The following is a 26,000-nucleotide window of genomic DNA, read 5'->3' as shown; positions in this document are numbered from 1 at the left end:
CGGGGAACCATCCTTTGGGCGGCACGTTTTTTATACGTCAAATGAAGGAGATAGATCATGCTTTACTGGGCGCTTGTATTCCTGGTTGTCGCGATCATTGCCGGCGCCCTCGGCTTCGGTGGTATCGCCGGAACATCCGCTGGCATCGCGCAGATACTATTCTTCATCTTCCTGGCGTTCCTTGTCATTTCGCTCATCGCAGGCCTGTTCAGGCGTGCGTGACCACGCTGGCAAAATGAAGAAAGTACCCGAGTCTGGAAGCCGGCCCCCTCAGCCGGAAGCCAGCGCCGCCGGGTAGCGCTCAAAAAAGAAGCGTTGCCCGGCGGTCCCATTTGAAAGGGCAAGTCCGGGAGCATCAGGTGCGCCAAAACATGCGCCGCGATGGTCTTTTGGACAGTCCGGAACCTTTGTCGAGCGGAGCAAGGCAGGCTCTTGTCGCATGGCCCAAACCTCCCCTTCTTCCCCGGGTCAAGCACCGCGAATGGACGCGGCTCTCCTCCATGTTTCCCGCAATGCCGGCATCGCGGTTCTCTATCAGGATCGCAAGCTGCGCACCGTCTGGTCGCACAATCTGCAGCCGCCCTGGGCCGAAGCGGTCAAGGAAACGGCGGGCGCAGGCGGGTTGCTGCCGCAACAGCAGGCCGACCGCCTCGACGCGGCCAAGAAGAACGTCATCGCCACAGGCGTGTCGGGTGGGCTTGAGATAAGCGTCGCCGACAATAGCTCCGGTATGCGCTGGTTTGATGTCTGGATCGACCCCGACACCTCCGAACACGGCCAGGTCCAGGGCTTGGTCGTGACAGTCGTCGAGACGACCGAGCAGAAGCGGCGAGAGCAGACTCTGAAGGCGTTGCTGCGCGAGGTCAGCCACCGCTCGAAGAACCTTCTTGCCATCATCCAGAGCATCGCCAGCCAGACCGGCCACTACTCCGGCTCGATCGACGGTTTCCTGGTGCGCTTCCGCGGCCGGCTGCAGTCCATCGCCGCCTCGCAGGATCTGGTCACATCGTCCAACTGGCGCGGCGCCGGCTTCCGCGAACTCGTGGTCGGCCAGGTCGGGCGCTACAGCATCGATACCGACCGCACCATCCGCTTTTCCGGCGAAGACCCCTATCTCAATCCCAATGCCGCGCTGCATGTCGGTCTTGCCATGCACGAACTGGCCGTCAATTCGGTCAGCTACGGCGCCCTGTCCCGCGCCGATGGCTATGTCGAGGTCTGCGTCGACACGTCGGGCGGCGATGGCAACGAGAACATCACTCTCAGCTGGATAGAGGCGATCGAGCCGAGCGGCGACAAGGCCATCGGCAAGAAGCGTTTTGGCAGCGTCGCCCTCGAGCGTGTCGTGCCCGCCGCACTCGACGGACAGGCCGAACTGGAGATCGGAACTGACCGCCTTCAGTATCGACTCGCGATGCCAAAGGCCAATTTTGCAATGGACTGAGTTCGCCTTGTAAGCTTCCACGACAGACCCGCTTATATTCAACCGATTGATGTAGAGGCGGCGAGGAACTTTTCTGCGGGCCACATCGTTTCTTGGCGGAGGTGTCTGTCATGGAACACATCGCCGCCCTTCTTCTGGTCGTCTCCTGCTCCCCCGACCTTTCCGGTTGTCGCGAGATTCCAGCTCCTACCCCGCTGTTCGAAGTGTTCGAGGATTGCCAGGCCGAGTTGCCGCAGGCGATCAGGACGCTTGCGCCCAAGCATCCACGCCTCTTCGCCAAATGCCTGGAGGTCGATCCCGCGCTTGAGGACGACTACGACCAGCTGACCTGGAACGTGCTGCCCAACGGGACACTTGAAGCGAAGCTTTCGGTCTCGGAAGTCATCACGGCATCAGGGACGCCGGATACGTCAGCCCATGCCCACTGACCGCGCAACCTCTGGCATGCACTCAGAAAGGACCCACTAACATATTGAATCCATGCACCTGGCCCATGAAAAACGATTCCGATTTTCCTGACGATGCGCTAAGTGTCTGACGGGGACGATGTCAAAGTGAGAGGACTGACCACATGAAGAAAGTGATTTTGGCTCTTGCAGCTGTCGTTGCGATTTCCGGCTGCACGACCACTGAACGTGACGTAGCCACTGGCGCCGGCGTCGGCGCAGTGGCGGGTGCGCTCATCGGCGGCGGCCGTGGCGCTGTCATCGGCACGGCGGTGGGCGCTGCGTCCGGCCTGCTGGTGCGCAATCTGCGCAACGGCTACTGCGAATACCGCAACAGCCGCGGCCAGATCTATACGGCGCGCTGCCGCTAAGCAGCCAGCCCACGGCAAAACCCGGCGTCGACCCTGTCGACGCCGGGTTTTCTTTTGCTCCAGTGGCTGAATCTGCGCGTCGGAGATCGGTCCGTCTTTCGATGCGCTAATGGCGGTAGGGGATGTCGATCTCGACCCTCAGCCCGTCGTCGCCGAAATGCCGCTCGATACGGCCGTCAAGCTCGCGCGTGATGTTCATGTCGATGAGCCTCGTGCCGAAACCGGTCTTTTCCGGCTGCACGACGCCCTTGCCGTTGCGTTCGGCCCATTTCAGCACAAGCCGCGTTTCCTTGCCCTGGGGTTTCAGCGCCCACTCGACCTTGAGCACATCCATCGAATTGGCCGCCTCGCCATATTTCAGCGCATTGGTGGCAAGCTCGTGGAAGGTCAGTCCCAGCGCCTGGGTGGTGGTCTCGTCCAGTTCCACCGGCGGACCCTTCATCATGTCTTCGGGCAATTCCTTGCCAAACACCTGACCGAGCTCGATGCGCAGCAACTCGCCGAGATTGGCCCGCTGCCAGCGCGAACGCGTCAGCATGTCCTGGGAGGCGGCCATAGCCTGCAGCCGCGCCGAAAACGATGACGAGAATTCGTCGACGTCCTTGGCCCGCGCCGCCGTCTGCCGCGCCATGGCCAGCACGCGCGCGATCGAATTTTTGATGCGGTGCTTCATCTCCTGAAGCATCAGGTCCTTTTCGAGCAGGCTCTTTTCGGTCGTTTCGTGCAGTTGTGCCGCAGCCTCGTAGGCACGTTGCTGGTAACGCGCCACCAGCGCGATCGAACCGGCGAGAACCAGGCCGAACAGACCGAGCATCAGCGGCCCCGACCGCGGCGACGGCGGCTCGAAGGCCGAGCTTGGCCGGAAATTGATCACCCATTTGCGCCCGGCAACCGTCGTCTCGCGCGTCACCAGGAAGTCGTCGCTGAAATTGGTATCCGGCGGCGCTTCCGAGCGGAACAACAGCGCGTCGTCGCCCTTGGTGCCGTCGAAGACCTCGGCCGCGACCGGCAGCAGCGGCCCCCGGCCGAGCGCGGTCTGGAACAGTTCGGCCGTGCGGAAGGCAACGTAGAGGAAGCCGGCCGGCGCCGAGCCATCGCCGTCCTGCCGCGCCACTCTGGAGAACACGAGTATTCCGGGTTGCCGCGTCGCCTCGTCCTGGCCGAGCAGGACGCGCCCCGTTGCCCGCGGTTCGCCATTGGCGGCCATCGCCGCCTCGATGGCCGGCCGCCGCAGCGGATCGGCAGCCATGTCCAGGCCCATGGCGTCCAGGCCGGTCTTGCTCATCGGCTCGAACAGCACGACAGGCGCCCGCCACTCCAGGTCGGTGTCGGGAAATGGCATGCGGTCGATGCCGTAACCTTCCTTCAGTTCGCGCGCGATGTCGGCCTCATGGCCGCGCTCGATGAAGCGCAGGAAACCAATCCCCCTGAGGCCAGTGAAATTCCGGGAAACGTCGAGCGAGCTGAAATAGGCACGGAACTGGTCGCGCGACAGCTCGCCCTTCTGGGCTGCGAACATGGCCTGGGTCGCCCTGAGCAGGGCGATATCGAATTCCACCCGGCCCTCGATACGGTTGAGCGCGTCGTCGGCAATTGACTGGAACTTGATCCGCGCCGCCTCGACCGTTGCGAGATAGACAAGCGCCGCCATCGTCAGGCTGACGAGCGCGACGCCGACAAAGATCAGGCTGGGAAAGTACTTTCTCAATTCTGGCCGGCTCGTCTCAATGCCCGATCATTAAAGCATGATCGCGAAAAGTCGAAACGGCTTTTCGCGATCCTTGTTTAGGGCAGTGAGCCGGCAGGCGACAGCGGTCAGGCGGCGATCTGCATCGCCCCCGGCCCAGGCACGGCACCGGGCGGGCATTTGCCGAGGATGATCATGCCGAGTACCTCGTCCTTGGTTACGTCCTGAGTGCGGGCGGTACCCACCACCTGGCCGTTCTTCATCACGCAGACGCGGTCGGCGAGATCGAACACATCATGGATGTCATGGCTGATCAGGAAGATACCGATCCCCTCGGCCTTCAGCTGCTTGACCAGTTCGCCGACCTGCGCCGTCTCCTGAGGCCCCAGTGCCGCCGTCGGCTCGTCCATAATCAGGATGCGCGCGTTGAACAGGATGGCGCGTGCGATCGCCACCGACTGGCGCTGGCCGCCCGACAATTTGCTCACCGGCTCCTTGAAACGCTGGAAGCGTGGGTTGAGCCGGCCCATCACCTTGCGCGCCTCGGCCTCCATGGCGACGTCGTCGAGCGTGCCGTAGGCGGTCATGATCTCGCGACCGAGGAAAAGGTTGGCGGCGGCGTCGACATTGTCGGCCAGCGCCAGCGTCTGGTAGATCGTCTCGATGCCGTATTTCTTGGCGTCGCGCGGATTGGCGATCTGTGCCTCCTCGCCATTGACGAAGATCGCGCCGCCGTCGCGCTTGTAGGCGCCCGACAGGATCTTGATCAGCGTCGACTTGCCGGCGCCATTGTGGCCGAGAAGAGCAACCACCTCGCCGGGATAAAGATCGACCGAGGCATCGTCGACGGCGCGGATGCCGCCGAAGGCGATGGAGATGTTCTTGAGGTCGACGAGCGGGATACGGGTCTGTTCCATGATCTTGGTTCCCGATTTCGTTAGACGCGCTTGCGATAGAGCGTGTCGAGCCACACGGCCACGACCAGCACCATGCCGACGACGATGTTCTGCAGCGGCGAGTCGATGTTGAGCAGCACCATGCCCGACTGCAGCGACTGCATCAGCAGCGCGCCCAGCATGGCACCTGCAACCGTGCCGGAACCGCCGGCCAGCGAGGTGCCGCCGATGACAGCCGCAGCGATCACCAGGAGCTCATCCAGCGTGCCCAGCGAATTGGTCGCCGAGTTCAGGCGGGCGCTGGAGACCGCGGCGCTGATTGCAGCCAGGACGCCCATGATCATGAACACCTTCATGGTGATCCAGCGCGTGTTGATACCGGCAAGATTGGCAGCTTCAGGATTGCCGCCGATGGCAAAGACATAGCGGCCGAAGCGGGTGCGATTGGTGACAAAGGTCATGATGATGCCCACCGCCACCGCGATCAGCACGGGAATGGCAATGCCATGGGCGATGAACAGCCCGCCTTCGGGGATGGCGATGCCGTTGGTCTCGGCATATTTGCGCACGATCCCGACGGGCCAGGGATAAGAATTGGCAATCCACACCGCGCCCATGATCACGCCGCAGGTGACGGCGCCGAGAAATGCCTCGGCCCAGAGCGGTCGTAACGGGAACTTGAAACGCTTGCGTTGCTGGCGGCCGTTCATCAGCGCGAGGATCACGGCAAGGCACGCGACAAGGCCGATGATCCAGCTCCACGTCGCGCCGATGGCCCCCTGCGGACCGCCGCCCATGAGCTGGAAGTTCGCATCGAGCGGAGCGATCGTCTGGCCTGACGTGACCCACCAGGCAGCGCCGCGCCAGATCAGCAGTCCGCCCAGCGTCACGATGAAGGCGGGAACCTCCATATAGGCGATGACAAACCCCTGGAGCGCGCCGATCACAAGGCCGAGCGCGATGCCGATGAGGAGCGCGAGCGCCCAGATCCACGGATTGCCGAGTTCGAGACCGACGGCCTTTACCAGGAAATGCACCTGGGCGAAGCCCATCACCATGCCGATCAGGCCTTCGGCCGAGCCGACCGACAGGTCGATGTTGCGCATGACGATGACCAGAACCATGCCGGTGGCCATGATGGCCACAGCGGAAGCCTGAACCGACAGGTTCCACAGGTTGCGGAAGGTGAGGAAGGTGCGGCTGTCGAAATCGAACGGATTGACGCCCAGGCGCAGGCTCGAAATCACCTGCAGCCCCACCCAGATCAGCAGCAGCGCGCCGATCATGCCAAGCATGCGGGTGTCGATCTCAGTCGCTTTGAGAAAGCGTCCGACCAGGCTGAGCTCGGTCGTTCGCGCGCGGTCAGCCGGCGCGTTGGAAGTCGTGTCTGTCATTGCTACCTCCCAACCGGGTGGCCGTCTCCGCGGCAGCCGGTGTGCGCATGATAGGGGCAATCCGCCATGTCATGAAGCGGGCGCTTTTTGAAAAACGCCGCGGCTCCATCGGGGCCGCGGCGTTCGACCGAACAGGTCTGATAGGTGTTAGTTGCAGGCAGCGACCGAACCGGCGGCCACGCCCTGGCAAACGACGTCCTTGCCAACCCAGCCGGCATCGATGACGACGTTGAGGTTGTCCTTGGTGATCGCAACCGGCGTCAGGAACACCGAGTTCAGCTCGAGGCCGCCGGGCGTCTTGAACTTGGTGACGTTGGCAACCTCTTCCATCTTCTTGCCGTCGGCAAGCTGCGAGGCGATTTCAGCCGCGTTCTTGCCGAGTTCGCGCGCATCCTTCCACACCGACACGGTCTGGGTGCCGAGTGCGATGCGGTTGAGAGCGGCATGATCGCCGTCCTGGCCCGAGACCGGCACCGAGCCGGCAAGACCCTGTGCCTGGAGGGCTGCGATCGCGCCGCCGGCGGTGCCGTCGTTCGATGCCACCACCGCGTCGACCTTGTTGTCGTTGGCGGTCAGGAACTGCTCCATATTCTTCTGGGCATTGGCCGGCAGCCAGCCGTCGGTATAGGCCTCGCCGACATTCTTGATCTTGCCGCCGTCGATGGCTTCCTTCAGCACTTCCATCTGGCCGGCGAACAGGAAGTCGGCGTTCGGATCGGCACCGCTGCCCTTGATGAAGACGTAGTTGCCTTCAGGCTTGGCGGCGAACACGCCCTTGGCCTGCAGGCGACCGACTTCCTTGTTGTCGAAGGTCAGGTAGAAGGCGTCCTTGTTCTCGATCAGGCGATCGTAGCCGACGACAGGGATACCCTCGGCGACCGCCTTGTCGACGGCCGGGCCGATGGCCGAAGCGTCCTGCGCCAGGATGATCAGGGCGTTGGCGCCCTGCGAGATCAGGCTTTCGACGTCGGTGAGCTGCTTGGCCGGCGACGACTGGGCATCAGCCGAGATGTACTTGTCGCCGGCGGCCTCGATGGCCGCCTTCATGGCAGCTTCGTCGGTCTTCCAGCGCTCTTCCTGGAAGTTCGACCACGAAACGCCGATAACCTTGTCCTTCGCCTCGGCGACTGCCGCAAGCGACATCGACATGGCGACACCCGCCAGAATGGCGGTTGTAAATTTCCTCATAGTTTCCTCCCTGCGCCCAACGGGCGCGCTTCTGCGGTAGCCCTTGGAGAAGCTCATTTTTTCGAGCCTCGAAAAAATAGTGACTCAGCCATTGTCGGCTGTCAACATGGTTTCACCATGCCTTGCTAATTTTTTCGAGCGCCGAAATAAATAAAGACAATTTGCGCCGGCTCTGGCAGGATAAGAATGCGCTGGCGACTGCCCCTTAAGAAAGGCAGCGTTCCACCGGGAGGAAGACGCACACATGTCGGTCGGCATACGTCACGACGATCTGAGACGGCGCAACCGCGCCATGGTTATATCGGCAGTCCGGCGAGCAAGCCAGCCCTCGCGCACCGAGATCGCGGCCGTCACCGGGCTCAGCCACTCGACCATCTCGACCATATCCTCCGACCTCATAGCCGAAGGCATCCTTGCCGAGGCCAAGGGTGGCGAACAGTCGCCGATGAAGCGCGGCCGGCCCCAGGTGGGCCTGGCGCTCGAAGCCGACGCCGCCTCGGTTGTTGCCGTCGTCCTGTCGCTCAACCACCTGTCGGCTTCGGTCATCGACTATGCCGGCAACCAGATCGTCGAGGAGACCCGACGGCTGGTCACCCAGCGACTGCCCGCCAAGGCGCTGGTCGACGAATGCGTCGCCATCGTGCGTCAGGTCATCGCGCGCAGCGGGCGCCCGCAAGCGTCAGTACTGCGCATCGCGCTGGCCATCCAGGGCACCACGGATGCCGGCGCCCGCAAGCTCCTGTGGTCGCCGATTACCCCACATGACGACATCCAGTTCGCCGACAGGCTCGAGCGCGAATTCGGTGTGACGGTGACCGTCGAAAACGACTGCAACATGATCGCCGAGGCCCTGCACTGGCGCGACCCGGCGCGCTATCGCGACGACTTTATCGCCATCCTGCTTTCCCACGGCATTGGCATGGGCCTGGTCATCAAGGGCGAGTTGTTCACCGGCACGCAATCGTCGGGCGCCGAGTTCGGCCATATGGTCCACCGCCCCGACGGAGCGTTGTGCCGCTGCGGCCGCCGCGGCTGCATCGAGGCCTATGCCGGCAATTATGCGATCTGGCGCAACGCCCGGCTCGGCGACGAAAACGCCGAGCCGCTGGCCGACCTCTCCGACGAGGACATCAAGGCGCTCGCCGACGCCGCGCGCGACCATGACGGCCCCGAGCGCGAGGCCTTCCGCAAGGCGGGCGAGGCAATCGGTTTCGGCCTCGGCTCGATGTTCGCGCTGTTCGACCCCGCCCCCCTCGCCTTCGTCGGTGTCGGCGCCACCGCCTTCGACATCATGGAGCCGTATGTGCGCTCGGCCATCGCCAAGACGGCCGGCGGCACGCACTCCAAGGCGATCTCTTTCGACACCGAGCCGAACGAGGTCCCCCTGATCCGCGAAGGCTGCACCATGCGCGCCCTGCTCTATGTCGACGAGGAAGTCTTTGCGGCGGGCTCGGTGCCGCGGCGGGCCGAGGCAGACATTCCGCTCAAGGACATTTGATTTCGGCCGTCGCAATTAAGACGATCGCCGCGACCATACTGCCGTGCTAGACGACAGTCCGCGACCGCCCTTGAAAGGCCCAGCCTGGCAAAGAGGCGGAACCAACCCTGGAACCGACGTGTCGTCCGTTTCGGAGACGTTGCGATGACCAGTCTGCTGCGTAACATCCTGGCCGGCGTAGGCCTTTTGTGTGCCTCATCGTTTTCAGCATCAGCCACCCCGAACCCCATGCCGCTTGTCGCGGGAGATTCGGCAATGGTCATTCCCATTGCCCAGGGCTGCGGGGCGGGAGGCTGGCGAGGGCCATATGGCGGATGCCGCTATGGGCGTGTCGTACACCGTGCACGTCACGCTTACGGGTGCCCTCCGGGCTATTGGCGCGGCCCATACGGCCATTGCCGCAATACGCCGTATCACGGGCGGTTGCCATATGGCGGATGGCGCTGACCGCCCGCTGCGCGAACGTCTGATCATGTTCGATAAGCCGGCGAGCCAAATTTAACTGTCTCGCCGGCCGGGCGCCTAATCCTCGCGGATGGCGTAGCCGGCACCGCGGATGGTGCGGATCACGTCGGGCATGCGGCCGTTGTTGACCGCCTTGCGCAGGCGCCCGACATGCACGTCCACGGTGCGTTCGTCGATATAGATCGTCTCGCCCCAGACATTGTCGAGCAACTGGCTGCGCGAGAACACGCGGCCCGGATGCCGCATCATGAACTCGAGCAGGCGGAACTCTGTCGGCCCGAGCTTGATCTCGCTCTTCTTGCGGTAGACCCGGTGCGACTCGCGGTCGAGCAGGATGTCGCCGACCTTGAGGATGGACGACAGCACCTCGGGCTTGGCCCTGCGCAGCAGAGCCTTCACCCGCGCCATGAACTCAGGCGTCGAGAACGGCTTCACCAGATAGTCGTCGGCACCGGTCGACAACCCGCGCACCCGGTCGCTTTCCTCGCCGCGTGCCGTCAGCATGATGATCGGCAGCCGCTCGGTCTCCGGGCGCATCCTCAGCCTGCGGCACAGCTCGATGCCGGACAATGCGGGCACCATCCAGTCGAGCACCAGCAGGTCGGGAACGTTTTCCTGCAGACGGATTTCGGCCTCGTCGCCACGGGTGACGACCTCGACCTGATAGCCTTCGGATTCGAGATTGTAGCGAAGCAGCACGCCCAGCGGCTCTTCGTCTTCAACGACCATGACCTTTGGAGCGATCATCGCCTGTACCTTGTCCTTGCGCACGGCCCGATCAGGACCATGCGCTGGTTTAACCTATGCAGCGCCCCCGCGCCAAACGCATGCGGTGCGGAAGTTCTCAGTTCGAAACCGTCGTGGTTTCGTCGACCTTGGGCCGATTGAGCGGAAGCTGCTCGCCGGTCACCACGAAATAGGCGTTCTCGGCGATATTGGTCACATGGTCGCCGATGCGTTCGAGGTTCTTGGCGCAGAACAGCAGATGGGTGCAGGCCGTGATGTTGCGCGGATCTTCCATCATGTAGGTCAGGAGTTCGCGGAACACGGCATTGTACTGGATGTCGATCTTCTGGTCGTCGATGCGCAGGCCTTTCAGGCCTTCCGGCTGACGCGCCACATAGAGGTCGACCACGCCACGCACCTGTCCCAGCACCAGCTGCGACATGGCATCGATCGAGTGCGCCAGGTTGCGCGGCGTCGGCATCTGGCCGACGGCGCCGACGCGCTTGGCTATGTTCTTGGCAAGATCGCCGATGCGCTCGAGATCGCCAGCCATGCGGATGGCGCCGACCACGGCGCGCAGATCCTGCGCCATCGGCTGGCGCTTGGCGATCAGCGTGATGGCTGCGTTGTCGAGCTCACGCTGCTTGGCGTCCATGATCGCGTCGTCGGCGATCACGTTCTGGGCCATCGCCTGGTCGGACGACAGCAATGCCCGGATGGCGCCCGCGACCATCGAACCGGCGAGATCGCCCATGTCGCGGATGAGCTGGTCGACATGCTTGAGTTCTTCGTCGAAGGACCGGACTGTATGATCGCCCATGATCGTTTCCTCGTCTGCTTACTGTACGCGACGATCACTCAGCCGAAGCGGCCGGTGATGTAGTCCTGCGTCCGCTTGTCGTCTGGATTGGTGAACATCTTGTCCGTCGGCCCCTCCTCAACGAGGTAGCCGAGGTGGAACATCGCCGTCCGCTGCGACACGCGCGCCGCCTGCTGCATCGAGTGGGTGACGATGACGATGGTGTAGTTCTCGCGCAATTCGTCGATCAGTTCCTCCACCTTGGCGGTGGCGATCGGATCGAGTGCCGAACATGGCTCGTCCATCAGGATGACCTCGGGCGAAACCGCAATGGCGCGGGCAATGCACAGGCGCTGCTGCTGGCCACCCGACAGACCGGTGCCCGGCTCGTGCAGGCGATCCTTCACCTCGTTCCAAAGCGCCGCCTTGTGCAAACTCTGCTCGACGATCTTGTCGAGATCGGCCTTCGACCTGGCGAGGCCATGGATGCGCGGGCCGTAGGCGACATTCTCGTAGATCGACTTCGGGAACGGGTTCGGCTTCTGGAACACCATGCCGACGCGGGCACGCAGTTCGACCACGTCGATCTTGGGATCGTAGATGTCCTCGCTGTCGAGCGTGATCTTGCCGCCGACGCGGGCTGCGTCGATCGTGTCGTTCATGCGGTTGAGGCAGCGCAGGAAGGTCGACTTGCCGCAGCCCGACGGGCCGATCAGCGCCGTCACCTGGTTCTGGCGGACGTCGAGGTCCACGCCGAAGAGCGCCTGCTTCTCGCCGTAGTGCACGGTCACCTTGTCGCCGCGCATCTTGATGATTTCGTTCGGTTTGTTCATCTCGGCTGTCACCGCGTCTTCGAGGGTTTTCTCGCTCATGATGTTCATAGCAGGGTGCTCCTTGTCCACGTCTACCAGCGACGCTCGAAACGGCGGCGCAGGACGATGGCGACGATGTTCATGGCCATGAGGAAGATCAAAAGGATGATGATGGCGCCCGACATGCGTTCGACAAAGGCGCGTTCGGCCTCGTTCGCCCACATGTAGATCTGAACCGGCAGCGCCGTCGCCGGATCGAAGGGGGTCTTCGGATAATCGGCAACGAAGGCGACCATGCCGATCAGCAGCAGCGGCGCCGTCTCGCCGAGCGCACGCGCCAGTCCGATGATCGTGCCGGTCAGGATGCCGGGAGCGGCAAGCGGCAGGATGTGCTGGAACACCATCTGCATCTTCGACGCGCCGAGGCCGAGCGCCGCCGCGCGGATCGACGGCGGCACTGCGGCAAGTGCCGCACGCGTCGCAATGATGATCGTCGGCAGTGTCATCAGCGTCAGCACCAGGCCGCCGACGAAGGAAGCCGAGCGTGGCAGGCCGAGGAAATTGACGAAGACAGCCAGGCCGAGCAGACCGAAGACGATCGACGGCACGGCCGCGAGGTTGTTGATGTTGACCTCGATCAGGTCGGTGAAGCGGCTCTTCTTGGCAAACTCTTCGAGGTAGATCGAGGCGGCGACGCCGATCGGCAGCGCCAGGAGCAGCACGATCACCATCATGTAGAACGAGCCGATGATGGCGACGCCCACGCCTGAGGTTTCGGGCCGGCTCGATGCGCCGAACGTGAACAGGCCGGTGTTGAAGTGCTCGCTCATGGCGCCTTCGGCCTTGAGCTTGTTCATCCACTCGACCTGCTGGTCCGACACCTTGCGGCGGCTTTCCGGCACGGTCAGGTCGATCTGGCCCTTGTAGGCGGAGTCGAGATTGGCGGCTGCCAGGATGTCCACGCTCTGCGTCGTGCCGATGATCGAGGGGTCGGCCATCACGATCGAGCGCAGCTGGACGCGCGATCCTTCTGACAGGAAGCCCTTGAGCTTGCGCACGGCGGCCTTGTCGCTCGGGTCGATGCCAAGCTTGGCGATCAGCGCGGTCTCGGCGAGCTTGGGATAGTTCGCCGTGATCAGCACGTTCGGATCGGTCGCCCGCTTGTTCTCGGGATCGATGATCTTGGGGTCGAATTCGACCTGTAGCGTCACCGTCGCCTGCCAGAAGGCAGTATAGCCCTTGGAGACGATCGAGGTCAGCATGATTGCCAGGAACACCAGGCCGACAGCGATCGCCAGCACGCCGTAGAGGCGGAAGCGGCGTTCGGCGGCATAGCGCTTCTTGAGGCCGATGTCGCGGCGCGCGGGCGCGGCGGACGTGGTCAGCGTGTCGAGCGAAATGTCGGTCATTCGTACTGCTCCCGGTACTTCCGGACGATGTAGAGCGCGACGATGTTCATCACCAAGGTCAGCGCGAAGAGTGTGATGCCGAGCGCGAAGGCCACCAGCGTCTGCGGCGTATTGAACTCAAGGTCGCCGGTCAGCTGGTTGACGATCTTGACCGTGATGGTGGTCATCGCCTCGAAGGGATTGAGCGTCAGGTTCGCCGCCACGCCCGCCGCCAGCACCACGATCATCGTTTCGCCGATGGCGCGCGAGGCGGTGAGCAGGATGGCGCCGACGATGCCCGGCAGCGCGGCTGGGAGGATGACGCGCTTGATCGTTTCCGAGCGCGTGGCGCCGAGGCCGAGCGAGCCGTCGCGCATGGCGCGGGGCACGGCGGTGATGATGTCGTCGGAGAGCGACGAGACGACAGGGATGAGCATCACGCCCATCACCAGGCCGGCGGTCAGGATCGACTGCGCCTGGATGAAGGGGGTGCCGCCGGCAAGGGCAGCCGAGATGTCACGCAGGAAGGGTCCGAGCGTGACGAGCGCGAAGATACCGTAGACGATGGTCGGGATGCCGGCGAGCAGCTCAAGCGCCGGCTTGACCACCGCGCGTACCTTAGGGGCGGCGTATTCGGACATGTAGACCGCCGACATCAGACCGATCGGCACGGCGACGAGCAGCGCGACAAGAGCGATATAGAGCGTGCCGGCGAGAAGCGGGATCAGGCCGAACTGGCCCTCTGCACCACCGGAGCCCGCTGCAGCAAAGCGCGGATCCCAGACGGTGCCGAAGAAGAAGTTGGTAAGCGGCACCTTCTCGAAGAAGGCGATGGTCTGGAACAGCATCGACAAGACGATGCCGATGGTCGTGAGGATCGCGAGCGTGGAGGCGCCGAGCAGGGCCCACAGCATGATCTTCTCGACATTGTTGCGGGCACGGGCACGCGGGCTGATGCGGCTGAGACCGTAGACCGAGCCGACCGCGGCGAGCCCGATCGAGATGATGGCGGCGATCCAGTTCATCCGGTCGGAGATGCGATTGGCATCCGCTGCGATCGGGATCATGTAGTCCTGGGTGTCAGGCGCCAGCGCCACGCCCTTCTCTGCGAGCTTGGGCTGGAGTTCGGCGAAGCTCGAAGGCAGCGCGCCAAGCGTCTGCGCGTCCAGCCGGCGCATGCCGTTGGCCAGGCTCTTGACCAGGCCGGCAGCGAGGTCCTCATGTGCCACCGTGCCATCGGCGACATCGGCGGGCAGCAAGGCGTGGATGTACCTGTTGAGATAGGCGTTGGCGCCCACGTCCCAGCAGACCAGGAAAATGACGGCCGGCACGACACCGACGAGGAACGCCCACCAGCCATGGTAGTGGGCCCGCGAATGTGGCTTGACGGATCCATCATCCTGCGAAAGCGCCCTCTGGCGGCCGAGCACGAAGGCTGCGAGGCCGATTGCAAGCACTATGGCGAAGACGAGCAGGAATGACATGGGCCGGCCTCGGTGAATTCGGATCTTTGTGCCGAACGGGACAGTCGGCGGAATATTCCATGGGGCGACGGATTTTCCGCCGCCCCATGGCAATCAGTTCATTACATGGTCTTGCCGGCGCCGAAGGCTTCGCGCTGGGCAGCGCGCTCTGCGTCCGGAGCAGCAACCAGGCCGTAGTCGGCGAGCGGGCCTTCCGGGCCGACCATCTGGTCGTCGAGGAAGAACTCGACATATTCCTTCAGGCCGGGAACGACGCCGAGATGCGCCTTCTTGACGTAGAAGAACAGCGGACGCGACACCGGATACTCGCCCTTGGCGATGGTCTCGACCGAAGGCGTCACGCCGCCGACGGTGGCGACCTTCAGCTTGTCGGCGTTGTTTTCGTAGAAGGCCAGGCCGAACACGCCGACGCCAGTCTTGTTCGAGTCGATGCGAGCCAGCGTCTCGGTGTAGTCGCCGTCGATGTCGATGGCCTTGCCGTCCTTGCGCACGGCCTTGCAGGCTGCTTCGGCGGCCTTGTCGTCGAGGCCCGAAGCTTTGCCGGCTTCAACGCCGCCGAGCTTCTTGCAGCCGGCGATCAGAAGCTTCTCTTCGAAGACTTCGCGGGTGCCGTGCTTTTCGCCCGGGATGTAGGCGGCGATGTCCCAGTCGGGCAGGTTCGGGTTGACCTGGTTCCACTTGGTGTTCGGGTTGTCGACCAGCTTGCCGTCGACAGCGATCTTGGCAGCCAGGGCCTTGTAGATGTCTTCGGGGGTCAGCGCCCAGTCCGGGCCCTTGACGTCGGTCGCGAAGACGATGCCGTCATAGCCGATCTTCACTTCCTGGATGTCCTTCACGCCGGCGTCGACGCAGGACTTGATCTCGTCCTTCTTGATCGGACGCGAGGAGTTGGCGATGTCGATGGTGTTTTCGCCGACGCCCTTGCAGAATTCCTTGATGCCGGCGCCCGAACCGCCGGACTCGACCACGGGGGTCTTGAAGTTCGAGAAGGTCTCGCCGAACTGCTCGGCAACGATCTTGGCGTAAGGCAGAACGGTCGACGAACCTGCAACCTGGATCTGGTCGCGAGCGGACGCGTAACCAACCGAGGCGGCAATCGCGAAGGCAGCAGCCGACGCGGTGAGAAGAGCTTTTTTCATTGGGGCCTGCTCCTGTGGGAGTATCTCGTTTGACGCCATTCTTCGGCGCCCGGTGAGCCAATAGCCCCCCTCTATTACAGTTAGATGACAGTTTCGTGTCACCCCGGTAACGGTCGCTGTGCATGGCGGCCAAGGCTTCGCGCAGCCGGTCCTTTGCCGGCGCGAGGCAAACAACAATGGCCAAGCAAAAGCAAGCCGCCTACCTAAAGGCAGGCAGCCGTTTCACACGCCGTTCTGTCACATTTCCACAGTCTTGGGTTCTAGCCGGGTCTGACGACGCTTACATGACGCCGCGTCGTTCCTCGTCCTGCCACGACCAGCGCTCGATCTTTTCCAGCAATGCCCTGGGGCTGATCGGCTTCGGCAGGTAGTCGTCCATGCCCGCCTCCAGGCAGCGGTCCTTGTCACCCTTCAGCGCATGTGCGGTGACGCCGATGATCGGCACGCGCGTGCCGGTGCCGCGTTCGAGCTTGCGGATTTCATTGGTCGCCTCGAGCCCGTTCATCTCGGGCATCGACACGTCCATCAGGATCATCTTCGGGCGGCGCTCGCCGAAGGCAGCCACCGCGCGCCGGCCGTTGTTGACGATCTCGAACGACAGCTCGGTCTCGGCAAGAATCTGGCTGAACACCATCTGGTTCACCTCGTTGTCCTCGGCCACCAGGATGTCCAGCCCGCCCTCGCCAGCCGGCCGCTGGCCGCCGCGCAGCCGCGCCACATTGCGAGAGGTGCTTTCCTCTTCCTTTGCCGGCACCTGTGCCTCGACCTTTTGCGCCGGGGTCAGATTCGGCGTCCGCCGCCGCTGGATTGTCGCCACAAGTGCCTCGAGCAGCGCCGACGACCGCGCCGGCTTGATCAGTTGGGCATCGATGGCGAGATCGCTGAAGCCCGGTCCCGAAAGCGACTGGTCGACCGAGGTCAGCATGACGATGGGCGTATCCGCCAGTTCCGGCATCTGCCGCACGATCCGCGCCATCTCGGCGCCGGTCATGCCGGGCATCTGGTAGTCCAGCACCACGCAGTCGACCTTCACACCCATGCCATGCGCCGCATGCAGCACGCGCAGTCCCTCGTCGCCGCTGCGCGCCGCACAGGAATCGAAGCCCCACGACACCATCTGTTCGGTCAGAATGGTGCGGTTCACCGCGTTGTCGTCGACGATCAGGATGCGCGAGCCGCTGACGTCGATCAGCGCCGACGGCTGCGTGTCCAGCCGGCCCGCATTGGGTAGCGTCAGCGTGAACCAGAAGGTCGAGCCTGCGCCTTCAACGCTTTCCACGCCGATGGTGCCACCCATCATGTCGACCAGCCGCGACGTGATCGCAAGGCCGAGACCGGTGCCTTCGTGGCGGCGGGTCGACGACGCATCGACCTGGCTGAACTTATCGAAAACGAGCTTGAGCTTGGCCTCTGGAATGCCGATGCCGGTGTCGGTCACGGCGATGCGCAGCTTCGTCGCCTCGCCAGCGTGCTGGCCGGTCACATCGACCAGCACATGACCGGCGTCGGTGAACTTCACTGCGTTGCCGAGCAGGTTTGTGACGATCTGCCTGATGCGGCCGACATCGCCGACATAGAGATGCTTGAGGTCGGGCTGCATCCTGACGATCAGCTCGAGGTCCTTCTCCTTGGCGCGCGTCGAAATCAGCGTCGCCACGTCCTCTATCGCCTCGGACAGGTTGAACGGCACCGGATCGAGCACCAGCTGGCCAGCGTCGATCTTCGAAAAATCGAGGATGTCGTTGATGATGGTCAAAAGCGCATTGCCCGACTTCACGATGATGTCGGTGAAAGTGCGCTGCTTGGGGTCGAGGTCGGATTTCGCCAGAAGCTCGGCCATGCCCAGCACGCCGTTCATCGGCGTGCGGATTTCGTGGCTCATATTGGCGAGGAATTCCGACTTGGCGCGATCGGCCAGCACCGCCCGGCGCTGCGCTTCCTCCAGCTCCTGCTCGCGCTGCTTGAGTTCGGTGATGTTGGTGGTCGAGCCTATCAGGTAGAGCGAACCGTCGGAGGCGACCATCGCGCTCTTGCGCGCAAACTGGTGGCGCGTCGCGCCGTCGGGATCGGTGGCTGTTTCCTCGACATCGACGGTGCCGCCGGTGCGCATCACCTCGCGGTCGGCGCGCATGAAGACCTCGCCTTCGGGACCGAAGATCTCGGCGTCGGTCTTGCCGATGGCGTCCTGCTTGGAATAGCCGGTCAGTTCGCACCAGCCCTGGTTGACATACATGAGCCTGAGGTCGTCGTGCTTGGCGTAGATCGACACCGGCACGTTGTCGATCAGGCTGCGGAACACCTCGTTCTCGCGCATCGAGTCCTGCAGCGCCCGTTCGCGCTGCTTGAGTTCGGTGATGTCGACGCGCACGCCGATATAGGTGCCGTCGGGCAGCCGCTGGTCGAAGACCTGATACCAGCGTCCATCGGGGTTGCGGCGTTCGCGCTCGCCCTGGGTGGTGTGATAGCGGGCGACCATGCCCTCGACCCATTTGTCGGGGTCGGCGTCATAGAGGCTGTCGAGGCTGTAATCGCCGGTATCGCGGAAATAGCCGTGCTGTTGCGCCAAAATGAGGCTCTGGTGCAGCGTGCCGCCTTCGGCCATCGCCGGCGCCAAAGCAGGAAGCACGCTCCGCAGTTTTTCGTTCGCCAGCACGAAACGGTCTTCGGCATCGTAGATGACGACGCCAGCCGGCAGGGATTCCAGCACCTGGGCCAGGCGCCGCCGCGCCTCCACGGCCTCGGTCTCCCGCTGCTTCAGCCCGCTCACGTCGTAATAGGAGACGAGCCGCTTGCCGCCGGAAAGTGCCGTCACCGAATAGATCATAGTGCAGCCGTCGGCGCGGCGGAATTCCCGCGGCACCACGTCGCCGGCCGATATCTCGGCCTGGCGGGAGGCTACATAATCCTCCCAGTCGACATCGGGGATGGCATAGACGCCGCTGTGGCGGTTCACATCCATCAGCGCCCGGAAGGTGCAGCCGGCCGCAACCTGATCGGTCGAGACCTTCCAGATGTCGTAGAATGCCTTGTTGATGAACAGCACATTGAGGGCAGCGTCGACCAGCACCACACCCATGTTCATCGAATCGATGGTGCGTTCGAGATCGGCATAGGGCAGGTTGGCCTCGGCGCCGACATGCACATTGCGCACGGCTGCCGTTTGCCTGAAATGATTAGCCGGCTTGTCGGCGGGCTCGATGCCCTGCCCCCAGTTTTTCCGCATCCCACACAGCCCTGCATGCAAGGGCAGGCCGCTCCCCCGCAACCCACCGCAACAGACCTTGCCGGATAAGCATTAACGACTGACTAACCTTAACGACGGAAGGTCTTAGTCGTCGTTGGCGGCGTTCAGCTCCTCAGGCCGCAGGCCGCCATCGGGATCGCTGAGCCCCTCGACCGTGCCGAGGATAAGCCGCCGCGACTTGAGCAACGGCGATGTCGCCTTCTGCACGTCGGGCATGCGTGGGTTGCGCTCATGCGCGGCCACGGCCGACATATCGGCATAGAGCTCGCTGACCATCACCCTGTTGGCAATCGGCGTGCCGTCGCGCTCCACCGGCCTGATCACCTCGAAGCGCAGACAGCCCGGCTCCTCCTGCAGCGTCGCCCGGGCATGTTCGGAGATCAAGGCGAGAAACTGCTGTTCGGCGCCCTCGAGCGTCTCGAACTCAACGATGATGGTCATTTCAGGCACGCGTTCTGTCCTCCATAGCCAGCAACTCGGACATCGCTCCGGCGCTCGACGGCGCCCACGCCGCAAGCGTGGAGCGTTCAGGCTATCGCATCGGTCCGAAAATCGGAATCGATTTCGGAACACGATCAGCAGCCTCAAGCGCCCGCAGCTTTGTTCGTCGATGACTGGAAACGGTTTCGCAACGCACCGGCGGGCGGAAGGTTGTGCAGCCCGCCGGGCGTTGCCGAAGACGCGCACTCGATACATTGCGCGAGGTGGATGGTGCGGGCGGATGGTGAACAATTGGTGAATGCGGGCCGCCATTGTTTTGTTCCTGCACAGCCCGTCCCGGCACACCGGGTCGCACCGTCGTGATTGCCGGGGCTGGAAGACAGCGACGTTCGCCGTGGCTTTGGAACTTCCGGGCCGGTCAGGCGTTCTTTCTGCAGACCGAGCGTGGTCCTACCTTTCAGCCACGTTCCGAAAGGCCTGCCGCCTCTCCCCCCGCGGCAGGCCTTTTCGTTTGCCGGTTTTTGCCCGGTTTTCCGCCTTTCCCGCAATCCGGGTGCAACCCAGGGTGACTCGACATCTTTCAGGTTGTGGAGCAAGCTTCGCCCGGAAATAGAAAAGCGGCGCCCTGCAACCAACGCGCTTGGGAGATACGTCGGTGCAATCGGTCGAGACCGGTGCGATTTTCAATCCGGACATGGCCGTTTACTGCATCTCCTATGCCCTGGGCATCGGCATCCGCTGACCTGAAGCAGTGAATTGGCCTGGCATGTGCTGCTTGAGTGCAGGTATGCCGGCAAGATGCCTGAATGCCTCCGGTCGAATTCGCAGTGCATGCTGTCAGGCGCACGCACCTGTCCGTCAGGTGAGACCGCCCTACATGATGAAGCTTCCGATTGGTCAGTAGCCGAGTAACGTTATGGGAGAAAACTATGGAGCACGTACTTTTCACCCGGCCTAACTCCCCGATTTACCCCAAGGACCTCGCCCTTCTGCAACGCACCTTCGACCAGATTTGCGTCGAACGCGGCGAAGACCCGAGTTCCATCTGGGCGACAGAAATTGCCAGGACCCTCATCTCCCTCTACCGGTCAGGAGTGCGCGACGAAGAGAAGTTGCTGGCAAGCGTTCCGCGTTTCCGGGCGAAAAGCGCAGCCTGATCGTTCGGTGCGAATGCCAGGCATCCCGGCTCGAAGCCATCAGGCACCAGAGCTTTCGGATTGCTTGGGTATGAGCACCGGCCGGGCCGCATCTGTGGGGGATGTATTCGTGTGACCACGCGGGGGCTTGGTGTGTCGCGAATTGGCCGCTTGCGATGTTCCGCCGTTTGGGTGGGCGCGCTGGCGTTTTTCCTGCAATTGCCGCCTGCCGCATCCGGCACGGAGAACCGAGCACACCACGAGCTCGGCGATCCGCAGCAGCGCGGGCTCGCTCAGCTTTACGGACCGTGGCCGATGATCGCCGCCGACTATGTCACGGCGATGATGCGCTATCGCAACGCTGCGACCCAGGAGAGCCTGCCGCCGCGCATCTATCCCTTTGTGCTGCGCGACCGTCCGCCCTTCGGCGGCCCCTGGACATGGACCGCAGCCAACGGCTCGCATGCCCGCCGCCTGTCCGATGGCAGCCTGCATCTGAGCCTCACCCATCAACTCGGCAACTGGTTCGTGGAGATAAGTTGCCTCGACGCCGGCTGGCCGGTGTTTTCGTGCAGCGACGGCATCGAGCGCGTGGCGTCCGCTCCCGACCCGCGTCTTCTGGTCATCGACGGCATCGAGTTTTCGCGCGCCCTGCCCGCACGAACGAGCCCTGAAACACCGGACCCGTAGCGCTCGCCACGGGTCCGGCTTCGTTGTCGTCACCTGGCGTAGAAGTAAGCGGCAACCAGCACGATGCCGATCAGCGCCAACATCAGGGCCCAACCCTTCAGTGCATCCCTGCCACCGGCGGCGTCGGCCATGCCGGCCGGGTTTTCGTTCTTGTCGGTCATGATATCCCTCTTCGGGCAATATTTTGGTGCAGCTGCGCAAAAGCCCTCCGCTCGGCGGAACAGGCGTTTCGACATTGGCTGCGAGTGGAGTCTTGGTTCAGGCGCGGAGCGGTGGTGCGCGGGCCGAAAACGCCGAGAATTGCTGGGCCTTGACCGCAGCATCGCGCGGCCGCGACAGTTCGAGGCGACGGGGCCCTGGCTCGGGAAGCCCTATCTCGGCATTGCGGATCGCGCTCTGGCTGCGATCGTAGTTCGACAGCACGAGCCCGGCGGACCCGTTGTTCACGACCGTCTGATGCGCCTGCTGGTCGCCAACGGAGATCGGCAGGGGGCCGAGGCTTGCCGGCAGCAGCACCAGCGCCCAGGCAAGCACGAGCGCGATCAGGCGCAGCGGCACAGCCCCGCCCATCGCTCTCAAAGCCCGTTCTTTAGCCGTCCCGGTGCTGATGGTTTCCTGTCCTCGTTCCCGGCCTTTGTCGCATTTCGGCGGACGGGCTTCAACCGAAGGCCCGAGCGCCTGCGCTCTCGGGCTGCCGACAGCTTGTCTCCAGAACCGGATCTTCTTCCAATGACAGCGCAATGATGGGGCGCGCCGCAGCAGCCGTAATCCTCAGGGTACGTCGTCGCTGGCGACCGGCCCACCCTCGCTTTCGAGCGTCGACAGCCGCTTGGTCACCGAGCGGCTGAACTTCAGCCTCACGCCGGCGCCATCGGCGCCTTTTTCGGGGATGAAAACCGCGCCCAGTTCCTCCAGCGCCGACTGCAGCGCGTGGATGGCGTCGTCGGCCGGCGTCGAGATCTTGCGCTCGAATGCCTCGATGAGGTCCTCGCCGATGCCGGATGCGGTCGCCAGCCTGGCCCGGTTGATTTCGACGATCGCCCGCGCCGCCCTGCAGATCGGTCCAGTGATCATGGGGTCTTCCTCCTCAACTGCCTGCACCATCGTCCATCGCTTCGGCAGAGGTTACGCCGAGCTTCACACCCCTCGCAACTGCCTGACAAAAGCCCGGAATTGGCGCCGGCAACCGTGCGTGGCACGCAGCCCTTGGCTGCAAAAATGCGGAACCCATCCCCGCCCCGGGCATTGTTCCCCTGCAACAGGGAAGGAAAATACGATGCTGAGAGGTTTTGTTTTGTGGCTGCTGGGTGTCCCGTTGATCGGGATCATCATTCTCTACGTGCTCGGCTATCTCTGATGCCGACACGAATGCCTAGGGTGGTCGGCGCGCGATGCGCGACGATGTAGTGGAGCTCGCCAAAAAGTAGGCGGAAGAGCTTCACGTCGGCCTGATTGCGATGGTGCTCGCGCGGTGGAGCGACTTCATGGGGCGCATGAAGAGCACTATCAGGAGAGGAGGCAAGGGCACCATTGACACCATTGGTCCCCTGACCTCTGCCATTCTCGGCCTTGGGGAGCCGTGCAGCAGCTTCATGCGATGCCTATCGGCGGCGGCGCTGCCCTGCTTGGGGGCTTTTAGTCTTCGCGGAAGGCGGATCCGGTCCCGGCACGTCCACGTCCGATAGCATTCCGGCCATGCTGTCTGATGGCGAGTTCGTCGTGAACGCCAAATCCACCAAGCGCCATCGGGCGATGCTGGAAGCCATCAACTCCGGGAAGACCGTGGTCCTTGCCGCTGGCGGCATCGTGAACGGTTCGACCTTTGCCCCGTCGAACACCTACGCGCCATCGCTTGCCATCAACGTCACCGGATCAGGAAACCGGAACGATCACCTGCTTGCCGACCGCATCGCCGGGGCCGTGGACAGGGCGTTGAAGGCCAATCAGCCGGACAGCTTTAAGCGGACGGAAGGGCAGAAAATGGGCGACCTTGCAAACCGGCGTCGCCGTGATGGGGGACGTTACACGTGAGCTATTTTGCCGGAGTTGTGCCGAGAATTTCGTTGACCCGGTCTTCTTTCGTCTGCTCCTCAGTCTTCAATTTCGCAATCTCAGCCTGTTTCTGCTCGACAATCGTTGACATTTTTGCTGCAAGATCGGCAATCACATCTTGTTCAGCAGCAACGTCCACGAATATGCGTTCACCTGCAAAGCGCCCGACCAATGTATTGCTTATGTAGCCGTCGTCGTAGATTTCATAAACAGTCGTGGAGGCAAACACACCGTCCTTCATTGAAATGTCTGCAATGCACTTCGCTGATCGTTTTTGATTGAACGTGAATTCCGAAACCCAAGGACCACAATCAAGATCGTATACATATTTCTTGACCATCGGGTCCGAGATAGTTTCTGGATACGCGCTGAAGAATGACCCATCAGCAGAAGAAATGTAGGCGTCCTTATGTGACATGGCCGAATATATTTCGGCATCGTAGGGGCGCGGTCTCTCGTCCGTTTCCAAGCAACTTCCCGCAGCCGCGTCTGTTTTGCAGCGCGTATAAGTCACAGAAATTCGAAAAATCTGTCCGGCCCGACTATAGCTGCGGACAAGAGCTGACCCCGGCATTTCGCACGTGGTAACGCCAATTAGCGAGTACGTGAACTCACCACTACCATCGGCGGCAACAGAGTTCCCAGGTACCGGATTGAACAAATCAGAGCGCACCTCTGTGTGTGCATCCACTATTGGCAATCTGATAGTGTGAGGGCCGTCTGTGCACGACGCCACACCCGCCAACTCTGTCCTTAGAGCGGCATTATCCTTTCCAAGGAACGTGCCGAGACCGGCGGAAAGAGCTGGGGAGCTTAGGCCGATACAGGCTAGGGCAATTGTACAGGTGCGCATATTAGCCCTTCCGAAGTCCAACACTGTCGAGTTCATCCTTTTTTGTCTCGCGTCTCTATTGCAGCAAGTACGTTTGGTGGAAGTGTAGCATAAATCTTATCAACGTGCTTTGGCTCGGAAATCATATTTTCCGAGATTAGGTTTAGGAGCCGGAACAGGCTTTCCGCCGTCGCCCGATCATCGCGAAGATCAATGCTGCCCGGATGAACGGCGTTGTTGTCGATCACGCGCACCGCGCGATAATGAAGGCCGATGCGGCGTTCACCGACCTGTCCGCCGCCATGAAGTTTGCCCGCGAACAGGCAACCAGCCTCGTCAATCTTGAGCGTGCTGCGTTGGCCGACAGAACACTGACGCACGAAGGCGCGCTGTTGCAGATCGCCAACGCCGCGCCGAAGTCAGGCGAGCGCGTAGCAATGCGTCTTGATGCTGCGCGCGCCAAGGCAAAGGCCGAGATTGACGGTATTGCCAAGCGCACGGCTAGCCCGCCGTCGCCAAAAGGACGCTGTCGGCCTGGGGCTTGAGCAGGAGACCCGTGCGCGCCTTGCGTCGATGCCTGAAAAAGAGCGACGCGATGCTGTCGCGTGTGCCTTCAGCGGTGGCGGTGCTGCGCGGACCCGTGATGCTGGTCGGGATGGTCCACCAATAGCACAACCATTGCTCGCGCCGTCGGCTTGTCAGCCCTATTGCGGCTGATGGACACTTTCATGCGACTTCGCCTCCATCCGATCTTCGCAGGATTGCCCGGAATCAGTGGGAACCTCAAGCGCGAGACCGCAGAACGACCCAGCTAGACCACTCCGCGCCGGAGGATACTTGCTGACATTCCACAAACATTGGACAGAAAGACAGGGGGAAGCAGCTAAGTGCTCTAAATTGTTGGTACGCCCAAGGGGAATCGAACCCCTGTTCCCGCCGTGAGAGGGCGGTGTCCTGACCGCTAGACGATGGGCGCAGCCGAGGACCGCGATATAGGCGGCCATTTTTGAAAAAGCAACAGCCCCGGCCGGGTTATTTACAGCCAAAGCGATTTCAGCGCTTCGGCTCGATCAGATCCCACAGATTGCCATGGAGATCGGCAAACACGGCAACGGTGCCGTAAGCCTCGCGCCGCGGGGTTTCGCGAAACAAAACGCCTCTTTCGGTCATCAACGCGTGGTCTCGGGCAAAATCGTCGGTCTCCAGGAACAGGAAGACGCGGCCGCCTGTCTGGTTGCCGATGCTGGCTGCCTGGCTTTCGCCATCGGCCTTGGCAAGCAGAAGCCGCGCGCCCTGCCCCCCTGGTTCGACCGTCACCCAGCGCTTGCCGCCGCCGAGGTCGACATCCTCGGCAAGCCGGAAGCCGAGCTTGCCGGTGTACCAGGCGATCGCCTCGTCATAGTCGGAAACGACTACCGCGACGGTGGCGACGCGCCGGCCGGTGCCCGAATAAGCGCTCATTTGTTGCGGATCGAGAACTGGCCGACGATGCGGCGTTCGGCGATGTCGTAGAGATAGATGACGCGATTGCCGTCGACGAGTTCGGCATCGATGGTGATGCGGCCGCCCGACAGCGACTGCGAAACCACCTTCGCACCGACAGGCAGCACGATCTCGCCGGTCAGCTGACCGCCGGCAGGCGCGGGAATGTCGCCGCCGATCTCAGGCGTCGCCACCGAGCTGGTGCGCGCTTTGTAGACAAGTGCGCCGACGACCGTCATAAGGGCCAGCAAAAGCAGCCCGAGATTGATCGCCACGAACCGGACGAGTTTCCTGCGAACGCGTTCCACCGCCGGGTCGAGCGGCTTGTCCTCTTCTGCTTCGTCGGCGTAAGGGCCTGTCATGGGCAAGGCTTCCGGAATTGTTGT

General features: G+C 62.8%; 28 protein-coding genes and 1 tRNA gene. 10 read left to right on the top strand and 19 right to left on the bottom strand.

The features are described 5' to 3' along the window. The first annotated feature begins 57 nt into the window (after positions 1-57). The 4 genes from NDO48_RS01445 to NDO48_RS01430 all read left to right on the top strand — a co-directional run bounded on the left by NDO48_RS01445 (position 58) and on the right by NDO48_RS01430 (position 2,261). Positions 58-222, top strand: coding sequence for a DUF1328 domain-containing protein (locus tag NDO48_RS01445; protein WP_018429836.1), 165 nt, complete (start codon positions 58-60; stop codon positions 220-222). A 259-nt stretch (positions 223-481) separates the two neighbouring features. Continuing rightward, positions 482-1,444, top strand: a complete 963-nt coding sequence (locus NDO48_RS01440) for a sensor histidine kinase (protein ID WP_323848081.1) — start codon at positions 482-484, stop codon at positions 1,442-1,444. 110 nt (positions 1,445-1,554) lie between these two features. Further along, positions 1,555-1,872, top strand: a complete 318-nt coding sequence (locus NDO48_RS01435; protein ID WP_267320725.1) for a hypothetical protein — start codon at positions 1,555-1,557, stop codon at positions 1,870-1,872. A gap of 143 nt (positions 1,873-2,015) precedes the next feature. Next, positions 2,016-2,261 (top strand): YMGG-like glycine zipper-containing protein, encoded by a 246-nt coding sequence (locus NDO48_RS01430; RefSeq protein ID WP_018429839.1) that lies wholly within the window; start codon positions 2,016-2,018, stop codon positions 2,259-2,261. Between the two features lie 106 nt (positions 2,262-2,367). On the opposite strand, the gene NDO48_RS01425 is transcribed toward NDO48_RS01430, so the two are convergent. From NDO48_RS01425 to xylF, 4 genes are all read right to left on the bottom strand, one after another. Continuing rightward, positions 2,368-3,969, bottom strand: coding sequence for a CHASE domain-containing protein (locus NDO48_RS01425; protein ID WP_018429840.1), 1,602 nt, complete (start codon positions 3,967-3,969; stop codon positions 2,368-2,370). A gap of 107 nt (positions 3,970-4,076) precedes the next feature. Further along, complete coding sequence (locus tag NDO48_RS01420) at positions 4,077-4,865, bottom strand: ATP-binding cassette domain-containing protein (protein WP_018429841.1); 789 nt, start codon at positions 4,863-4,865, stop codon at positions 4,077-4,079. A 20-nt stretch (positions 4,866-4,885) separates the two neighbouring features. Next, on the bottom strand, positions 4,886-6,238 hold the full coding sequence (locus tag NDO48_RS01415) for a sugar ABC transporter permease (RefSeq protein WP_018429842.1): 1,353 nt from the start codon (positions 6,236-6,238) through the stop codon (positions 4,886-4,888). A gap of 147 nt (positions 6,239-6,385) precedes the next feature. Beyond that, positions 6,386-7,426, bottom strand: coding sequence for a D-xylose ABC transporter substrate-binding protein (xylF, locus tag NDO48_RS01410; RefSeq protein ID WP_026227572.1), 1,041 nt, complete (start codon positions 7,424-7,426; stop codon positions 6,386-6,388). A gap of 244 nt (positions 7,427-7,670) precedes the next feature. On the opposite strand from xylF, the gene NDO48_RS01405 reads away from it, so the two are divergent. Together NDO48_RS01405 and NDO48_RS30530 are read left to right on the top strand one after the other, a co-directional pair. Further along, the gene (locus NDO48_RS01405; RefSeq protein ID WP_018429844.1) at positions 7,671-8,924 is read left to right on the top strand and encodes an ROK family protein; all 1,254 of its coding nucleotides are present in this window, start codon (positions 7,671-7,673) and stop codon (positions 8,922-8,924) included. Between the two features lie 144 nt (positions 8,925-9,068). After that, positions 9,069-9,371, top strand: coding sequence for a GCG_CRPN prefix-to-repeats domain-containing protein (locus tag NDO48_RS30530; protein ID WP_416377169.1), 303 nt, complete (start codon positions 9,069-9,071; stop codon positions 9,369-9,371). A gap of 75 nt (positions 9,372-9,446) precedes the next feature. On the opposite strand, the gene phoB is transcribed toward NDO48_RS30530, so the two are convergent. The 8 genes from phoB to NDO48_RS01365 all read right to left on the bottom strand — a co-directional run bounded on the left by phoB (position 9,447) and on the right by NDO48_RS01365 (position 19,422). Beyond that, positions 9,447-10,136, bottom strand: coding sequence for a phosphate regulon transcriptional regulator PhoB (gene phoB / locus NDO48_RS01400; RefSeq protein WP_040457026.1), 690 nt, complete (start codon positions 10,134-10,136; stop codon positions 9,447-9,449). Positions 10,137-10,233: 97 nt separating this feature from the next. Further along, complete coding sequence (gene phoU / locus NDO48_RS01395) at positions 10,234-10,935, bottom strand: phosphate signaling complex protein PhoU (protein WP_018429847.1); 702 nt, start codon at positions 10,933-10,935, stop codon at positions 10,234-10,236. Positions 10,936-10,973: 38 nt separating this feature from the next. Beyond that, positions 10,974-11,795 carry a phosphate ABC transporter ATP-binding protein PstB gene (gene pstB / locus NDO48_RS01390; RefSeq protein WP_026227575.1) on the bottom strand — a complete coding sequence of 274 codons (822 nt, stop codon included), beginning with the start codon at positions 11,793-11,795 and terminating at the stop codon, positions 10,974-10,976. Between the two features lie 23 nt (positions 11,796-11,818). Further along, on the bottom strand, positions 11,819-13,135 hold the full coding sequence (gene pstA / locus NDO48_RS01385; protein ID WP_018429849.1) for a phosphate ABC transporter permease PstA: 1,317 nt from the start codon (positions 13,133-13,135) through the stop codon (positions 11,819-11,821). Continuing rightward, positions 13,132-14,598: a phosphate ABC transporter permease subunit PstC gene (gene pstC, locus NDO48_RS01380; protein ID WP_018429850.1), complete on the bottom strand. Its 1,467-nt coding sequence runs from the start codon at positions 14,596-14,598 to the stop codon at positions 13,132-13,134. Before pstC ends, pstA begins: the two co-directional genes overlap by 4 nt. Positions 14,599-14,699: 101 nt before the next feature. Next, positions 14,700-15,737 carry a PstS family phosphate ABC transporter substrate-binding protein gene (locus NDO48_RS01375; protein WP_018429851.1) on the bottom strand — a complete coding sequence of 346 codons (1,038 nt, stop codon included), beginning with the start codon at positions 15,735-15,737 and terminating at the stop codon, positions 14,700-14,702. Positions 15,738-16,017: 280 nt separating this feature from the next. Continuing rightward, entirely contained in the window at positions 16,018-18,960 is a 2,943-nt protein-coding gene (locus NDO48_RS01370; RefSeq protein WP_018429852.1) for a response regulator, read from the bottom strand. 105 nt (positions 18,961-19,065) lie between these two features. Next, entirely contained in the window at positions 19,066-19,422 is a 357-nt protein-coding gene (locus NDO48_RS01365; protein WP_018429853.1) for a putative quinol monooxygenase, read from the bottom strand. Between the two features lie 929 nt (positions 19,423-20,351). Here NDO48_RS01365 and NDO48_RS01360 point away from each other — a divergent pair. Together NDO48_RS01360 and NDO48_RS01355 are read left to right on the top strand one after the other, a co-directional pair. Next, positions 20,352-20,579 (top strand): hypothetical protein, encoded by a 228-nt coding sequence (locus NDO48_RS01360; protein ID WP_018429854.1) that lies wholly within the window; start codon positions 20,352-20,354, stop codon positions 20,577-20,579. A 111-nt stretch (positions 20,580-20,690) separates the two neighbouring features. After that, positions 20,691-21,248 carry a hypothetical protein gene (locus tag NDO48_RS01355; protein WP_267320724.1) on the top strand — a complete coding sequence of 186 codons (558 nt, stop codon included), beginning with the start codon at positions 20,691-20,693 and terminating at the stop codon, positions 21,246-21,248. Positions 21,249-21,277: 29 nt separating this feature from the next. Here NDO48_RS01355 and NDO48_RS01350 read toward each other — a convergent pair whose 3' ends face one another. From NDO48_RS01350 to NDO48_RS01340, 3 genes are all read right to left on the bottom strand, one after another. Beyond that, the gene (locus NDO48_RS01350) at positions 21,278-21,409 is read right to left on the bottom strand and encodes a hypothetical protein (RefSeq protein ID WP_018429856.1); all 132 of its coding nucleotides are present in this window, start codon (positions 21,407-21,409) and stop codon (positions 21,278-21,280) included. A gap of 97 nt (positions 21,410-21,506) precedes the next feature. Beyond that, positions 21,507-21,818 carry a hypothetical protein gene (locus tag NDO48_RS01345; RefSeq protein ID WP_267320723.1) on the bottom strand — a complete coding sequence of 104 codons (312 nt, stop codon included), beginning with the start codon at positions 21,816-21,818 and terminating at the stop codon, positions 21,507-21,509. Positions 21,819-22,019: 201 nt separating this feature from the next. Then, on the bottom strand, positions 22,020-22,322 hold the full coding sequence (locus NDO48_RS01340) for an XRE family transcriptional regulator (RefSeq protein WP_267320722.1): 303 nt from the start codon (positions 22,320-22,322) through the stop codon (positions 22,020-22,022). A gap of 621 nt (positions 22,323-22,943) precedes the next feature. On the opposite strand from NDO48_RS01340, the gene NDO48_RS01335 reads away from it, so the two are divergent. After that, a complete protein-coding gene (locus NDO48_RS01335) occupies positions 22,944-23,279 on the top strand; it encodes a hypothetical protein (RefSeq protein ID WP_267320721.1) in 336 nt (111 codons plus the stop codon). A 1-nt stretch (position 23,280) separates the two neighbouring features. Here NDO48_RS01335 and NDO48_RS01330 read toward each other — a convergent pair whose 3' ends face one another. After that, positions 23,281-23,769, bottom strand: coding sequence for a hypothetical protein (locus NDO48_RS01330; protein ID WP_157632806.1), 489 nt, complete (start codon positions 23,767-23,769; stop codon positions 23,281-23,283). Between the two features lie 587 nt (positions 23,770-24,356). Between NDO48_RS01330 and NDO48_RS01325 the strand changes: the two genes are divergently transcribed. After that, positions 24,357-24,677, top strand: a complete 321-nt coding sequence (locus tag NDO48_RS01325; RefSeq protein WP_267320720.1) for a hypothetical protein — start codon at positions 24,357-24,359, stop codon at positions 24,675-24,677. A 356-nt stretch (positions 24,678-25,033) separates the two neighbouring features. Here the strand turns inward: NDO48_RS01325 and NDO48_RS01320 are convergent. The 3 genes from NDO48_RS01320 to NDO48_RS01310 form a co-directional block, all read right to left on the bottom strand. Next, positions 25,034-25,108 (bottom strand) — tRNA-Glu (locus NDO48_RS01320). A 77-nt stretch (positions 25,109-25,185) separates the two neighbouring features. Continuing rightward, a complete protein-coding gene (locus NDO48_RS01315; RefSeq protein ID WP_267320719.1) occupies positions 25,186-25,593 on the bottom strand; it encodes a VOC family protein in 408 nt (135 codons plus the stop codon). After that, positions 25,590-25,976 (bottom strand): hypothetical protein, encoded by a 387-nt coding sequence (locus tag NDO48_RS01310; protein WP_018429864.1) that lies wholly within the window; start codon positions 25,974-25,976, stop codon positions 25,590-25,592. The genes NDO48_RS01315 and NDO48_RS01310 overlap by 4 nt, the downstream gene beginning before the upstream one ends. Positions 25,977-26,000: the final 24 nt, after the last annotated feature.

The organism is Aminobacter sp. MET-1, assembly GCF_026521175.1.
Classification (GTDB): Bacteria; Pseudomonadota; Alphaproteobacteria; order Rhizobiales; family Rhizobiaceae; genus Aminobacter.
Note: the sequence above shows the minus strand (reverse complement) of the source record. Positions and strands in the feature narration are given on the sequence as shown.